At 69.5% G+C, this 13145-nt stretch carries 12 protein-coding genes and 3 tRNA genes; 8 read left to right on the forward strand and 7 right to left on the reverse strand.

Translation table 11 applies throughout. The annotated features are described in order from the left end of the window. Positions 1–31: 31 nt before the first annotated feature. Entirely contained in the window at positions 32–844 is an 813-nt protein-coding gene (locus AB0L65_RS47280; protein ID WP_364260456.1) for an LLM class flavin-dependent oxidoreductase, read from the reverse strand. A 468-nt stretch (positions 845–1312) separates the two neighbouring features. Here AB0L65_RS47280 and AB0L65_RS47285 point away from each other — a divergent pair, with 468 nt between their 5' ends. Beyond that, positions 1313–1711 carry a hypothetical protein gene (locus AB0L65_RS47285; protein ID WP_364260459.1) on the forward strand — a complete coding sequence of 133 codons (399 nt, stop codon included), beginning with the start codon at positions 1313–1315 and terminating at the stop codon, positions 1709–1711. 125 nt (positions 1712–1836) lie between these two features. Here AB0L65_RS47285 and AB0L65_RS47290 read toward each other — a convergent pair. The 4 genes from AB0L65_RS47290 to AB0L65_RS47305 all read right to left on the reverse strand — a co-directional run bounded on the left by AB0L65_RS47290 (position 1837) and on the right by AB0L65_RS47305 (position 2775). After that, positions 1837–1911, reverse strand: a tRNA-Val gene (locus tag AB0L65_RS47290). 1 nt (position 1912) lies between these two features. Beyond that, a tRNA-Cys gene (locus tag AB0L65_RS47295) sits at positions 1913–1986 on the reverse strand. A gap of 16 nt (positions 1987–2002) precedes the next feature. After that, positions 2003–2074: transfer RNA gene (locus AB0L65_RS47300), tRNA-Gly, on the reverse strand. Between the two features lie 65 nt (positions 2075–2139). Then, the gene (locus AB0L65_RS47305) at positions 2140–2775 is read right to left on the reverse strand and encodes an ACT domain-containing protein (protein ID WP_364260462.1); all 636 of its coding nucleotides are present in this window, start codon (positions 2773–2775) and stop codon (positions 2140–2142) included. Positions 2776–3016: 241 nt separating this feature from the next. Between AB0L65_RS47305 and dusB the strand changes: the two genes are divergently transcribed. Continuing rightward, the gene (gene dusB, locus AB0L65_RS47310) at positions 3017–4129 is read left to right on the forward strand and encodes a tRNA dihydrouridine synthase DusB (RefSeq protein ID WP_364260465.1); all 1113 of its coding nucleotides are present in this window, start codon (positions 3017–3019) and stop codon (positions 4127–4129) included. A 21-nt stretch (positions 4130–4150) separates the two neighbouring features. Here the strand turns inward: dusB and AB0L65_RS47315 are convergent, their stop codons facing one another. Continuing rightward, entirely contained in the window at positions 4151–4930 is a 780-nt protein-coding gene (locus AB0L65_RS47315; RefSeq protein ID WP_364260467.1) for a phytanoyl-CoA dioxygenase family protein, read from the reverse strand. Between the two features lie 56 nt (positions 4931–4986). Between AB0L65_RS47315 and AB0L65_RS47320 the strand changes: the two genes are divergently transcribed. Next, a complete protein-coding gene (locus AB0L65_RS47320) occupies positions 4987–5883 on the forward strand; it encodes a helix-turn-helix domain-containing protein (RefSeq protein ID WP_364260470.1) in 897 nt (298 codons plus the stop codon). Between the two features lie 10 nt (positions 5884–5893). Here AB0L65_RS47320 and AB0L65_RS47325 read toward each other — a convergent pair whose 3' ends face one another. Next, a complete protein-coding gene (locus tag AB0L65_RS47325; RefSeq protein ID WP_364260473.1) occupies positions 5894–7048 on the reverse strand; it encodes an ROK family protein in 1155 nt (384 codons plus the stop codon). Positions 7049–7214: 166 nt separating this feature from the next. Between AB0L65_RS47325 and AB0L65_RS47330 the strand changes: the two genes are divergently transcribed. Genes AB0L65_RS47330 through AB0L65_RS47350 form a run of 5 tightly spaced genes read left to right on the forward strand, consistent with a single transcriptional unit; the run spans position 7215 to position 13135 of the window. Further along, positions 7215–8516, forward strand: coding sequence for a glycoside hydrolase family 36 protein (locus tag AB0L65_RS47330; protein WP_364260476.1), 1302 nt, complete (start codon positions 7215–7217; stop codon positions 8514–8516). Then, the gene (locus AB0L65_RS47335) at positions 8513–9439 is read left to right on the forward strand and encodes a sugar ABC transporter permease (protein ID WP_364260479.1); all 927 of its coding nucleotides are present in this window, start codon (positions 8513–8515) and stop codon (positions 9437–9439) included. Before AB0L65_RS47330 ends, AB0L65_RS47335 begins: the two co-directional genes overlap by 4 nt. Before the next feature lie 14 nt (positions 9440–9453). Further along, entirely contained in the window at positions 9454–10263 is an 810-nt protein-coding gene (locus AB0L65_RS47340; protein ID WP_364260482.1) for a carbohydrate ABC transporter permease, read from the forward strand. A 14-nt stretch (positions 10264–10277) separates the two neighbouring features. Further along, positions 10278–11582 carry a sugar ABC transporter substrate-binding protein gene (locus AB0L65_RS47345; RefSeq protein ID WP_350727051.1) on the forward strand — a complete coding sequence of 435 codons (1305 nt, stop codon included), beginning with the start codon at positions 10278–10280 and terminating at the stop codon, positions 11580–11582. An 8-nt stretch (positions 11583–11590) separates the two neighbouring features. Next, positions 11591–13135: an alkaline phosphatase D family protein gene (locus AB0L65_RS47350; RefSeq protein WP_364260485.1), complete on the forward strand. Its 1545-nt coding sequence runs from the start codon at positions 11591–11593 to the stop codon at positions 13133–13135. Positions 13136–13145 lie beyond the last annotated feature (10 nt).

Consider the following 13145-nt stretch of genomic DNA (forward strand, 5'->3'; position numbering starts at 1 on the left):
GGCACCAGCCAGGAGGCGAACGACAAAGGCCTCAATCCGCGTGCGGCGGCCCCGCCTTGACGCGCTGCACAAGTTGCTCCATGGAGCCCCGATATCCGTGGAGGTGCTCCAGCCACCAGGTAGCGCCCGCGTCGGCGTAAGCCTTCACCGAGGAGCCGGGCTCACTGACCCCGATGAGCGCCACGTCGAAACCCGCGGCTGAAGGCCGGTGCCGGAGCACCTCTCCGACCTGAACGGCGAGCGAGTCCGGCGACAGCGTCATGCGGCATTCCTGGTCGTCGCCGCCGACGATCCACCCGTCCCAGCGAGCGGCCCGGCGAAGAGCGCCCGGAGCCGAGCCGCCGACCCACACCGGGACCCGGGGGCGCTGGAGGGGCAACGGCGACAGGCGTACCCCGTCGACCGTGTAGTGGGCACCCCGGTGGTGCACCTCGGCGCCGGACCAGAGCGAGGAGATGACCTCCAGCGCCTCGTCGAGCACGTTCCCACCGGGCCGGGACGAGCCGAACGCGGTGAACTCGGCGGTCACTCCGCCCAGCCCGGCACCCAGGATCGCCCGGCCGCCGCTCAGCCGATCGAAAGTGGCCACGGTGTGAGCCAGCGTTTCCGGACGGTGCCGGGCCACGGCGGTTACCGCGGTGCCCAACCGGACACGGGAGGTTTCCTGGGCCGCGGCGGCCAGCACCACCCACGGGTCGGCCGATGGCGTCCCCCAGGCGAAGGCAAGGTGATCCCACACCACCACGGCATCCCATCCGGCGGCCTCGGCCTCCCGAGCCAGATGAACCAAGCGCGATGGCTCTGCGAGCTCACCGAGGATCGCGATGTCGATGCCGTAACGCATAGGCCCACCCAAGCACTCGGCACCGACGTTTCAGGACGACGTCGAGGGCGGGAGTCCGTTGCCGAGGAGGCTCGGCATGGCGGCCGGTCAGGGCGTCGGATCTTGATCGACCTGAGCTGCGGCGTCAGGGTGTAACCGACTCAGGAGGCCGTTCTCGGCGCTGCGCGGCCTCAACGGCGAACTCGCCGTAGTCCCTGGGACGGATGGGCGGGCGGTCTGCTTCAGGGCCGGCCCTCTGCGGCCATGCGTTACCTCCTCATGGCGCTTCGGAGCACTTGCCCGGTTCGGAGCGGACGGTTAGTGTTTTTTGCGAAGCGATCCAGAGTGATGTGCTGCGGGGATGGTCACTCAGGGCCGACGAAGCGGCTGGATCATCCGCGATGCCCGTGCTGGCGGACACGCGGTCATGGGGGGAAGACGCGCAAGCGTCTGGGAAGTGACCCAACGGACCGTGGACCGGGATCGCAGATGATCCTTCTAAACGCAACCTGGCAGCGAGTGGCTCTCGGCGCGCTCTTGGTTCTTCTCCTCATCCCGGTTGTCGCCATAATGGCGCCGGCGTTGCCCATCCTGATCTGGCGGTCGGAGGGGCGTGAGTTCGTTCTCGCCCTGTTCGACAAGGTCACGGAGCTTGCACGGGCACTCGTGCCACGGGATGACGGCAACGACGAAGCCGTCGAAGGTGAGGGCCTCAAGCTCGCTCCGGCCGATCAACAGAGCGTCGAGCCGACAGCGGAGATGGAACCGGTGATAGCAACCACCGCAGCTACCCAGGGCGCCGACAGAACCCCACCTCGATTACCTTCGCAACGATCGTGGTGGATGAAGCTGGGCCAGGGGGCGAGTTGGGACTTCCCGGACAGGTAGTGGGGGTGAGTCGGGCGTCAGCACAATGTCAGCACCAGTGCTGGCAACAACGATGATCGACCCGGAACAACAAGAAGCCCCAGACTCTCGGCATGTGCCGTGAGCTGGGGCTTCAACTCTTGAACTGGTGGACGATACTGGGATTGAACCAGTGACCTCTTCCGTGTCAGGGAAGCGCTCTCCCGCTGAGCTAATCGTCCGTGGAGGTGGCGACGGGATTTGAACCCGTGTGGACGGCTTTGCAGGCCGCTGCCTCGCCTCTCGGCCACGCCACCGAGTCGAATCTCTCCGAGCGGAAGACGGGATTCGAACCCGCGACCCTCACCTTGGCAAGGTGATGCTCTACCACTGAGCCACTTCCGCGTTGCTGCCTCGACAACTCTAGCGCGTTCGCCGACCGGATGGTTACGCGTAGCGGTGGAGTGCGCCTATTTGCGGAGCTGGCGGGCCACGCTCCGCTCAGTGGCGGGCAGGCTGAGGAAGATCTCCAGGATGCGGGTGAGGCGGTGGACCTCGATGCGGTGGAAGGCGGGGCCTTCCGAGCGGGCCAGGAGGAGGGAGAGGGCCAGGGGCGGCAGGGGGGCGTGGATGACGTGCAGCCCCTCCTCCAGCGTGATGGCCGTCGGGCGGGACGGGGTCTCCTCCGGGACGATCAGGTCTTTCGGGGCGCGCCAGCTGGCGTACAGGACGCGCTGCTCGGCCGTCGTGGCGGCCCAGTCGGCGCTGAACAGGACCGGGAGCGAGTCGACGAGCGTGGTGAGCGCGCGGTCGCCCGCCGTGGTGATGTACTTGAGAATCTCCAGCTCAGGGTACGTGCCCGGGGCCTCCCGCGTGGTCCAGATGCCCTCGACCGCCACGCCCTCCACCGTCTCCAGGCTCTTGACCAGCGACTGCCTGGGCGTGCTCTCCGCGCAGAAGACCGTGATGTCGTCGACGGCCTGGCCGGCGCCCCGGTCGAGCACGGTCACCTGGGTGATGTCGGCCCCCGACGCCCCCAGGACCTTGGTCACCTGTGCGAGCGAGCCCGGCTTGTCGGGCAGCGCCACCCGTACGCGAAGAAGCATCCGTCCTCTCTCCGCTCAAGATGCGAACAACAACGTCTCTGATCAGCTTAGCCATCCTGCGTCAGGCATATTCGGCTGGGATCGTTGCCCACCTGGGCGGGGAGGCGTGGGCGCTCACCCTGAGCGACCATGAGATTACCAGGCTTTGGCCTGTGCGGGTAGAACGTGTGAGCGATGCGCGAGTGGCAACCTGACGTTGGCGAATACCGGTTACGGCCTGACCTGCGCTACAACTGACGGGGTGAAGATTGGGCCGATTGGGGTGTGGCCGCCGGTGGTGCTGGCGCCGATGGCGGGCATCACGAACGCGCCGTTCCGGGTGCTGTGCAGGGAGCAGGGCGCGGGCCTGTTCGTCTGCGAGATGATCACGACGCGCGCGCTGGTCGAGCGCAACCCGAAGACGCTGCGGATGATCAGGTTCGCGGAGTCGGAGCGGCCCAGGAGCATCCAGCTGTACGGGGTGGATCCCGACATCGTGGGGCGGGCGGTCAAGATGATCGCCGAGGAGGACCTGGCCGATCACGTCGACCTGAACTTCGGCTGCCCGGTGCCCAAGGTGACCAGGCGCGGGGGCGGGTCCGCGCTGCCGTACAAGAGGAATCTGCTGCGGCGGATCCTGCGGGAGGCGGTGGCCAACGCGGGGTCCTTGCCCGTCACGATGAAGATGCGCAAGGGGATCGACGACGATCACCTGACGTATCTCGACGCGGGGCGGATCGCGGTCGAGGAGGGCGTCACGGCGATCGCGCTGCACGCCCGTACGGCCAAGCAGCATTACGGGGGAGTGGCCGACTGGGAGGCGATCGCCCGGCTGAAGGAGGCCGTGCCGGAGATCCCCGTGCTGGGCAACGGCGACATCTGGTGCGCCGACGACGCCCTGCGCATGGTGGCGCGCACCGGGTGCGACGGCGTGGTGGTCGGGCGGGGCTGCCTGGGGCGGCCGTGGCTGTTCAAGGACCTGGAGAACGCGTTCAACGGCAGCCCCGAGCGGGCCCGGCCCACGCTCGGCGAGGTCGCGGAGGTGATGGCCAGGCACGCCGAAGGGCTGACCGAGTGCTTCGACATCGAGCGGTACGCGGTCGCCGATTTCCGCAAGCACGTGGGGTGGTATCTGAAGGGGTTCACGGTCGGGAGCGAGCTGCGGCGGGAGCTGGCCACGTCCGAGTCGCTCGACGGGCTGCGCGAAGGGCTGGCGAAGCTGGAACACGACCAGCCGTGGCCGCCGAACACCGACACGCCTCGGGGGAAGTCGGGGGAGCGGACCAAGGTGCTGCTGCCGGACGGGTGGCTGGACGACCCCTGGGACTGCGTGATCCCCGACGGCGACGCGGAGTCCGACATCTCCGGCGGTTGACCTCTTCTTCGGGTACGCGGCTTAGTGCGGGCCGGTGATCTCGGTGCCGCAGGGGCCGCCGCCCACGGACGTCGCCAACTGGACGGGTTCGCCCGACATCGTGAGGGTCGGGTAGTACTCGGCGATCCGCTCGGCCGAGCGGCCCACGTAATGGCAGATGAAGCTGCGCCTGAAGCGGTCGGCCGTGCTGTTCGGCTCCGAGCCGTGCACCAGGCTGCCGTTGAAGAACAGCACGTCCCCGGGCTCCATGTCCACCGGCACCTTCGTCAGGCCGGGCGGCGGCGGCACGTACTCCCTGGTGAAGGAGATGTCCTGGTCCGCCTCCTCCGGGCAGAACAGGTCCATGAGGTGCGTCCCCGGCACGACCTCGAGGCCGCCGTTGGCCCGGTCCACCTTGTCGAGCGCCACCCATGCGGCCACGCACGTGCCCGGTTCGACCCGGAGGTAGAAGTTGTCCTGGTGCAGCGCCTGGCCCCTGGCGCCCGGCGGCTTGAAGTAGAACATGCTCTGGGCTGCTATCGGCTCCTCTCCTAGGATGTCGCGGAGAATCGCGGCGATGCGCGTGTCGAGCAGATACCGCAGGGCCAGGTCGTTCACCTGGTGAGGGTGCATGATCCGCGGGTAGTCACGGAGGATGTCGTACGGCCGGCCGGGTTCCTGCGGCTGCGGGGCGAAGTGACCTGGGATCGGCCCCTTGGCGTGCAGCGCCATGAACGCGTCGCGCAGCTCGGCCACCTCTTCCTGGGCGAGGAGACCGGGCACCAGCAGGTACCCCTGATCGTGGAAGTCGTTGAGCCTCATGTTTCCCACGCTAGAGACCGGGATCGTGGAACGGTATGCCTGTGACCGCTGAGGACATGTCTGTTCCTGCTGCCGAGCTGACGATCGTCGGCCACTACGACAAGGCGCCCGGGTACGCCACCCGCCGTCCCGCCGGGTCGCCGAGCTGGCTGCTGCTGTGGACGGAGGCGGGGGCGGGGTTCGTGGCGCAGGGCGGGGCGTCGTTCGAGGTCCGGGCGGGGGACCTGGCGGTGCTCGGGTCCGGGGTGTCGCAGTACTACCGGGTGCTGCCGAAGGCGGAGCGGTGGCGGTTCTGGTGGGTGCACTTCCAGCCCCGGCCCTCGTGGGCGGCCTGGCTGGGGCCGTTCGCCCGGGGTGACGGGTGCCATCTGGTCGGGGGCGTGCCGGTGGGCGTGCGCGGGCGGATGGGGCTGGCGTTCGAGCGCGCGCTCCAGGACGCCCGGTGGGTGCCGGCCGCGCCCCTGCCCGACGCGTACCGTCCCGTGGCGGCTTCCGCCGAGGCGCGACTGCCCGCCGTCGTCCTGTCGGGGCCGGTGCGCGAGCTGGTGCTGGGGGCGGTCGAGGAGGCGATCGTCCTGGCCACCGCCTCCGCCCGGCCCGAGGGGGCGCGGCGGCCGGACGAGGGCGACGAGCGGGTACGCCGGGCGCTCGCGCTCATCGCCGCCGAACCCGGTGCGGCGCACTCGGTCGCCTCGCTCGCGCGTGCCGTCGCGCTCTCGCCGTCCCGCTTCGCCCACCTGTTCGCCGCCGAGACCGGGCGCAGCCCGATGCAGGCGGTCCGCGAGGCGCGGGTACGGCACGCCGCGAGTCTGCTGGAGGTGACGGACCTGGACGTGGGGCAGGTGGCGGCGGCGTCCGGCTTCGTCAGCCCGTTCCACTTCAGCCGGGCCTTCAGCCGCGAGTACGGCCTGCCACCCCGCGACTACCGCGCCCGCCGCCGCCCGCCCTCCTGACCCAAGGGCGTCAGCGGGTGAACGGGAGAGGGCCTCTGTCGGGGGTGAAGAGCTGGTCGTCGAGGTGGTCGACCGCGTAGTCGATGGCCCCCACCACCACGCACTCGTCCCCCAGCGTCGACGCCCGCACCTCCGGCATCCGCATGCACGTACGCTCCAACCGCTCCCGCAGCCGCCCCAGCAGCACGTCGGACGAGCGGGAGAAGCCGCCGCCCAGTACCACCATCTGCGGGTCCAGGATGAGCACCATCGCGGCCGTGCCCACCGCGAGGTCGTCCACGTACCGTTCGACGGCGGCGAGCGCCACCGGGTCCCCGTTGCGGGCGGCGGCCAGCGTCCAGCCGGCCGCGTCCTCGGGCGGCGTGCCCTCGGGGAGGGACGGGCAGGTGTTGAGGTGCTCGGCGGGGTCGTACCAGCGGGCCTCGGGCAGCATGGAGATCTCCCCGGCCGCCGCCCCGAACCCCCTGTGCACCTTCCCGCCGATGATCAACCCGGCTCCCATGCGCCGGCCGACGTGCATGAACACCACGTCCCTGGCGCCCTTGGCCACCCCGCGCCGGGTCTCGGCCATGGCGGCCAGGCGGCTGTCGTTCTCGATGAGGATCTGGCAGGGGAACATCTCGCGCAGCTTGCCCGCGAGGTCGAGGTCGCGCCAGGCGGGTACGGCGGCCGAGTAGATGACGCGCCCCTCGACGTCGATCACGCCGACCGTGCCGACCGAGATCATCCACAGGTCGGAGACCGACGTACGGCTGAGCGCCAGGCAGCCGGAGATGGCGCGTTCGATCGCCGCCAGGCGCTCCTCGATCGGGTCGTCGGGCAGTACCGGCTGCCGGGTCTCGGCGAGGATCTCGCCGTCCAGGTCGGACAGGGCGGCGCGGATGTTGTGACCCCCTATGTCCACCCCGACCAGGTAGCCGCTGTCGGCGCGGAAGCGGTAGCGGCGGGCCGGCCGGCCCATCGTGCCGGGGCTCGGCGGCACCTCCTCCACCCAGCCCAGGCCCATGAGCTCGTCGGTGACCTCCTTCATGGACGGCCGCGACAGGCCGGTGCGCTCGGCGAGCGCCGACAGGGTGAGCGGTCCCGCCCTGCGCAGCTCCCGGATGGCCGTCAGCGAGTTGAGCTGCCGCAGCCGGGACAGGTCGCCGCCGCGAACGTCCGCCATCGCCGTCCTTAAGTAGGTCTCCTCTGTAACCAGAGATTATGCCAGCGATTGACGGCTGTACGCGCCGCCTCCACCTCCTGTTATTGCGCCAAAAATCCGTCATTGACCCCGCCGGAGAGCCAGTGCTACTAATGAAGTGCTCCTTCGTAAGTCGAGAGGATTGAGGATGTCGTTCGAAGACATCGGCGAGATCAGGTGCGGCCCTGGCGAGGCGCGGGTGTTCGAGCACGGCTGGCAGTCGTGGAGCCCCACCGGCGCGTACCGCCTGACGGACACTCCGCCCCGGCCCGCCGACGAGACCATCCAGATCCTCGCCTACCGCCCCGAGACCCCCATCCCCCAGGGGGTGTTCCAGGGCGAAGGGCTGCTGGCCGTCGAGCCGGGTGACGGCTCCGTCGAGCTCTGGTCCGCGCCCGGCCCCCTCCGGGTGCCCTCGATCAGGGCGCGTGAAGAGGGCGGCCGCCTGGTGATCTCCGCCGACGGCCCGGTACGCCACCACCGCGCCGAAGGCGACCTGGACCAGGCCCTGCGCGACTGGGCGGACACCATGACGGAGAAGCGGACGTTCCCAGCCGTCCCGCCCATGTGGTGCACCTGGTACGGCTACTGGGACAAGGTCACCGACGCCGACGTCATCGAGAACCTCCAGAGCTCCGAACGCCTCGGCCTGGGCGCCGACATGTTCCTCGTCGACGACGGTTACGAGGCCGAGATCGGCGACTGGCTGGAGGGGCGGCCGGAGTTCGGCTCGCTGGCGCGGGCCGTGGACGCCGTCACGGGCGCCGGGCGGCGGGCCGGGATCTGGACCGCGCCGTTCCTCGTCGGCCACCGCAGCCGGATCTTCCGCGAGCACCCCGACTGGCTGGTCCGGGACGCGTACGCCGGGCGCATGTGGGACCAGGAGCTGGCCGTGCTCGACGTCACCAACCCGGAGGCGGCCGAGCATCTCGTGAACGTCTTCCGCACGTTCAGCGCCATGGGCATCAGCCACTTCAAGCTCGACTTCATCTACGCGGGAGCCCTCGCGGGCGGGCGGCACGAGGACCTCGACCCGATCGCCGCGTACCGGCGGGGCCTGGAGCTGATCCGCCGGGGCGCGGGCGCGGACGCCACCCTGCACGGGTGCGGCGCGCCCATGCTGCCCAGCATCGGCTTGGTCGACGTCATGCGGGTCAGCCCGGACATCGCGCCGACCCTGCAGCCCAAATCCGGCGACATCAGCCAGCCGTCCCAGCTCGGCGCCCGGCTCACCGGCGCGGCCCGCGAGTTCCTGCACGCCCGCTGGTGGGTGAACGACCCCGACTGCATCATCCTGCGTCCCGAGGTGGAGGCGCGGGAGGAGTGGGCCGCGCACATTGCCGGCACGGGCGGCCTGCGCGGGTCGAGCGACCCGATCGCGGCGCTGGACGACTGGGGCCTGGAGACGACCAGGCGCCTCATGGTCCCGACGGCGACGGACCCCTCGTGACCACCCACATCGCGCGGAGCAGCCTGGTGGCGGACGTCAAGGTGGCCAAGAGGCGGGGGAGCGGCCGGCACGCCTACCTCTTCGTCGCCCCGAGCCTCTTCGGGGTGATCGCGTTCCTCCTGCTGCCGATGCTCATCGTGCTCGTCCTCAGCCTCTTCGACTGGGAGCTGCTCTCGTCCCCCGAGTTCGTCGGGCTGGACAACTACCGCCGCCTGGCGGGGGACGGGCAGGCGTGGCACTCGCTCGGGGTGACGGTCGCGTACGTGCTGCTGTGCATCCCGCTCCAGACCGTGCTCGCCCTGGCCCTCGCCATGCTGCTCAACCAGCGCGTCAAGGGCGTCAGGTTCTACCGCTCGCTCTTCGTGGTCCCCTGGATGGCCACGCCCATCGTCCTCGCGCTGATCTGGAACTGGATCTTCGACCCCCGCGAGGGCGCCATCAACAGCGCGCTCGCGCTGGTCGGCGTCACCGGCCCCGACTGGCTGTCCGACCCCGCGTGGGCGCTGCCCGCCGTCGCGCTGGTCAGCATCTGGCAGTACACCGGCTACAACATGCTGTTCTTCCTGGCCGGCCTGCAAGGCATCCCGAAGGAGCTGCACGACGCGGCCGAGACCGACGGCGCGACCCCGGCCCAGCGGTTCTGGCGGGTCACGCTGCCGCTGCTCAACCCCACGATGTTCTTCGTCAGCGTGACAAACCTGATCGGCGCCTTCCAGGTGTTCGACACGGTGTTCGCGATGACGGACGGCGGCCCCAGCCACACCACCGAGGTGCTGAACTTCCGGATCTACCAGACCGCGTTCAAGGAGTTCGACTTCGGCTACGCGGCCACGCTGTCGACGTTGCTCTTCCTGATCATCTTCCTGGTGACGATGGCGCAGGTCAGGTTCTTCGGCAAGCGCACCACCTACGACCTGAGCTGAGAGCTGAGAGACTCGTGGCCAAGCGAATTTTCCTGTACGCCGTGCTCGCCATCGGTGCGTTCGTCTCCGTCTTCCCGTACCTGCTCGTGGTCCTGACCGCGTTCAAGACGCAGGGGCAGCTCAGCGAGACGGCCCCATGGCTGCCGGGGCTGCCGCCGACCACGGACAACCTGGCGAAGATGCTGGCCGGCGACTTCCCCCGCTACCTGCTCAACACGGCCGTGATGACGGCGCTGCTGACGGCCGGGCAGCTGGTGTTCACCACGTTCGCCGCGTACGCGTTCGCCCGGCTCCGGTTCAGGGGCAGGGACGCGCTGTTCTGGCTGTTCGTGGCCACGATGATGGTGCCCAGCGCCGTCACCATGATCCCGCTGTTCCTGATCATGCGGCAGCTGGACCTGGTCAACACCTGGTACGGCCTGCTCGCCCCGTACGTGCTCGGCACCCCGTACGGGATCTTCCTGATGCGCCAGTTCTTCAAGACCCTGCCCGCCGGCCTGGAGGAGGCGGCGCGGATCGACGGAGCGGGCCCGCTGACGATCCTGCTGCGCGTCATGCTCCCGCTCTGCCGCCCGGCGCTCGGCACGCTGGCGATCATCACCGTGATCTCGTCCTGGAACAGCTTCCTCTGGCCGCTGATCATCACCAGCGGCGACGACACCAAGGTCATCACGGTGGCCATCGCCACGCTCAAGCAGGGCATCGGCGTCGACTACAACCTCATGATGGCCGGCAGCCTGATCGCGCTGGTCCCGATGGTGGCCATCTTCATCTTCTTCCAGAAGCACATCGTCAGATCCGTGGTCCTCACAGGTCTCAAGTAAGAAGAGGTCAGCGAATGTTGCGCAACCCCCCGATTCGCTGGGCGCTGCTCGGCGCCGCCCTGCTCGCCCTCACCTCCTGCGGCTCGGGCTCGGGCGGCGGAGGCGGGTCCGATCAGGTCACGTTGACGTACCGGCTCTGGGACGACCAGCAGAAGGTCGGCTACGAGAAGGTCATGGCGGCCTTCGAGAAGGCCAACCCCGGCATCCACGTCAACATCGAGCTCCTGCCGTACGACCAGTACTGGACGAAGCTCACCGCCGACGTCGTCGCGGGCACCGCGCCGGACGTCTTCTGGATGACCCCCACCCAGTTCCCCGAGTACGTCACCAAGGGCGTCCTGTCGCCGGTCCAGGTGGACGCGTCGAAGTACCACCAGACCGTCGTCGGCTCCTTCACCTACGAGAACAAGCTCTACGGCGTCCCGAAGGACTGGGGCATCGTCGGCCTGCTCTACAACAAGGACCTGTTCAAGCAGGCCGGCGTCGAGATGCCCGACAAGCTGACCTGGGCCAAGGACGGCACCGGCACCCTCCTCGACACCGCGCGCAAGCTCACCGTGGACGAGGCCGGCAAGCACCCCGGCGACGCGGGCTTCGACCCCGCCAAGGTCAAGACGTACGGCTTCGCCTCCTGGAACCACTACCAGACGCAGTGGATGAACTGGGTCAGCTCCAACGGCGGCAAGCTCGTCGACAAGCCCTTCGGCAAGTACGCCTTCAACGACCCGGCGTCGGTCGAGGCGCTGCAGTTCGGCGTGGACCTGGTCAACAAGCACCACGTCGCCCCGCCCGCCACCCAGACGAACCCGCCCACCGGCAAGATCACCGACATGTTCAAGGCGGGCAAGGTCGCGATGTTCCCCGCCAACAACGCGCTGCTGCCGTTCGTGGCGCCGGAGGCCACGTTCGAGATGGGCGTCGCGGCCATGCCCGAGGGGCCGCAGGGCCGCTCCGTCAACCTGAACGGCCTGGCCGAGGCCGTCTACGCCAAGAGCAAGCACCCCAAGGAGGCCATGAAGCTGGCCGAATACCTCGGCACCCAGGAGCCGCAGAAGATGATGGCCGACGGCGGCTACGTCTTCCCCGCGCTCAACGGCCTCAGCCAGGGCTACGTCGACTACTGGAAGGCCAAGAAGATCGACGTCGCGCCCTTCGAGCAGGAATCCACGGGCTCGACCTTCCCGCTGCCGGTCACCACCGGCTTCACCGGCTTCGAGACCAAGCTCAACCAGATCTTCAACGAGATGTACCTCGGCAAGCTCACCCCCAAGGCCGCCGCCGACCAGGCCGTGGCCGAGGGCAACGCCACCGTCAAGTAAGGACCCCCATGATCACCCGGCGTTCACTGTTCGCCGGGGGCGCGAGCCTGGGCATTTCCGCCGCACTGGGTGCCGAACCCGTGCGCGCGGCCGTCCGGCGCGCCCCTCTCTCCGACCCCTTCCAGCTCGGCGTCGCCTCCGGCGAGCCCACGCCCGGCGGCGTGGTCCTGTGGACCCGGCTCGCCATGAACCCGGTCGCCCTCGACGGCCTCGGCGGCATGCCGGCCCGCCCGGTGCCGGTCCAGTGGCAGCTCGCCAAGGACGAGAACTTCCGGCACGTCGTACGGAGCGGCGCCGAGGTGGCCCGCACCGACGCGGCCCACAGCGTGCACGTCGAGCTCGACGGCCTCCAACCGGGCGCCGAGTACTTCTACCGCTTCAAGGCCGAAGGCGAGCTCAGCCCCGTCGGCCGCACCCTCACCGCCCCCGCCCCCGGCACCCGCAGCCGGGCCCTGAACCTGTCGTTCACCTCCTGCGCCGACTACCAGGTGGGCTGGTTCACGCCGTACCGCAGGATGGCCGAGGACCAGCCCGACCTGATCGCCTTCCTCGGCGACTACATCTACGAGTACGGCGACTACAAGTACCCGGTCCGCGACCAGGCCGGCGGCGAGTGCTTCGACCTGGCCGGATACCGGTTACGCCACGCCCAGCACAAGGCCGACCCCGAGTCGCAGCTGGCCCACGCCATCGCCCCCTGGGTCGTGGTGTGGGACGACCACGACATCGAGAACGCCTGGGCCGGCGACGTGCCCGAGCAGCCCGACCCGCCGTTCCTGGCCCGCCGGGCCGCCGCCTTCCAGGCGTACTACGAGAACATGCCGCTGCGCCGCGCCCAGAAGCCGAACGGGTCGGCGCTCAAGCTCTACCGCAGCATCCGCTGGGGCGCGGTGGCCAACCTGCACCTGCTCGACACCCGCCAGTACCGCGACCTGTACGCGTGCACCGGCAAGAGCGGCACCGTCGGCCCCGACTGCCTCGACCGCCTGGAGCCGAACCGCACGATCCTGGGCCGCGACCAGGAGGCCTGGCTGGACGGCGAGCTGAAGGGCTCGCGCGCCACCTGGGACCTGCTCGGCCAGCAGGTCTTCCTCATGGAGATGGACTGGACGAACGGCGAGGGCAAGGGCTACTCGAACGAGGGCTGGGACGGCTACGTCGCCTCCCGCAACCGCCTGACGGCCGCCATCGACACCTACAAGCGCAACGCCGTCGTGCTCACCGGCGACGTGCACAGCCACTGGGCCGGCGAGGTCAAGCGCGACTACCAGGACCCGGAGTCGAAGTCCGTGGCGGTCGAGCTGGTGACCACCTCGGTGACGAGCGCCGGCAACGGCCTGGACGAATACCCCAACACGCAGGTGCTGCTCAACGAGAACCCGCACGTGAAGTTCTTCAACGGCCGCCGGGGCTACGTGCGCACCAAGCTCACCCAGCAGGAGATGAAGGTCGACTTCCGGTCGCTGTCACGCGTCACCGAGCCGTACGCCCCCGCCTACACCTCCGGCTCCTTCGCCATCGAGCCGGGCGCCGCCAGACTCAACCCCGCCTGACAGGACTCCC

Origin of the sequence: Nonomuraea sp. NPDC052116, from assembly GCF_040680035.1 — a bacterium.
GTDB lineage: Bacteria > Actinomycetota > Actinomycetes > Streptosporangiales > Streptosporangiaceae > Nonomuraea > Nonomuraea angiospora_A.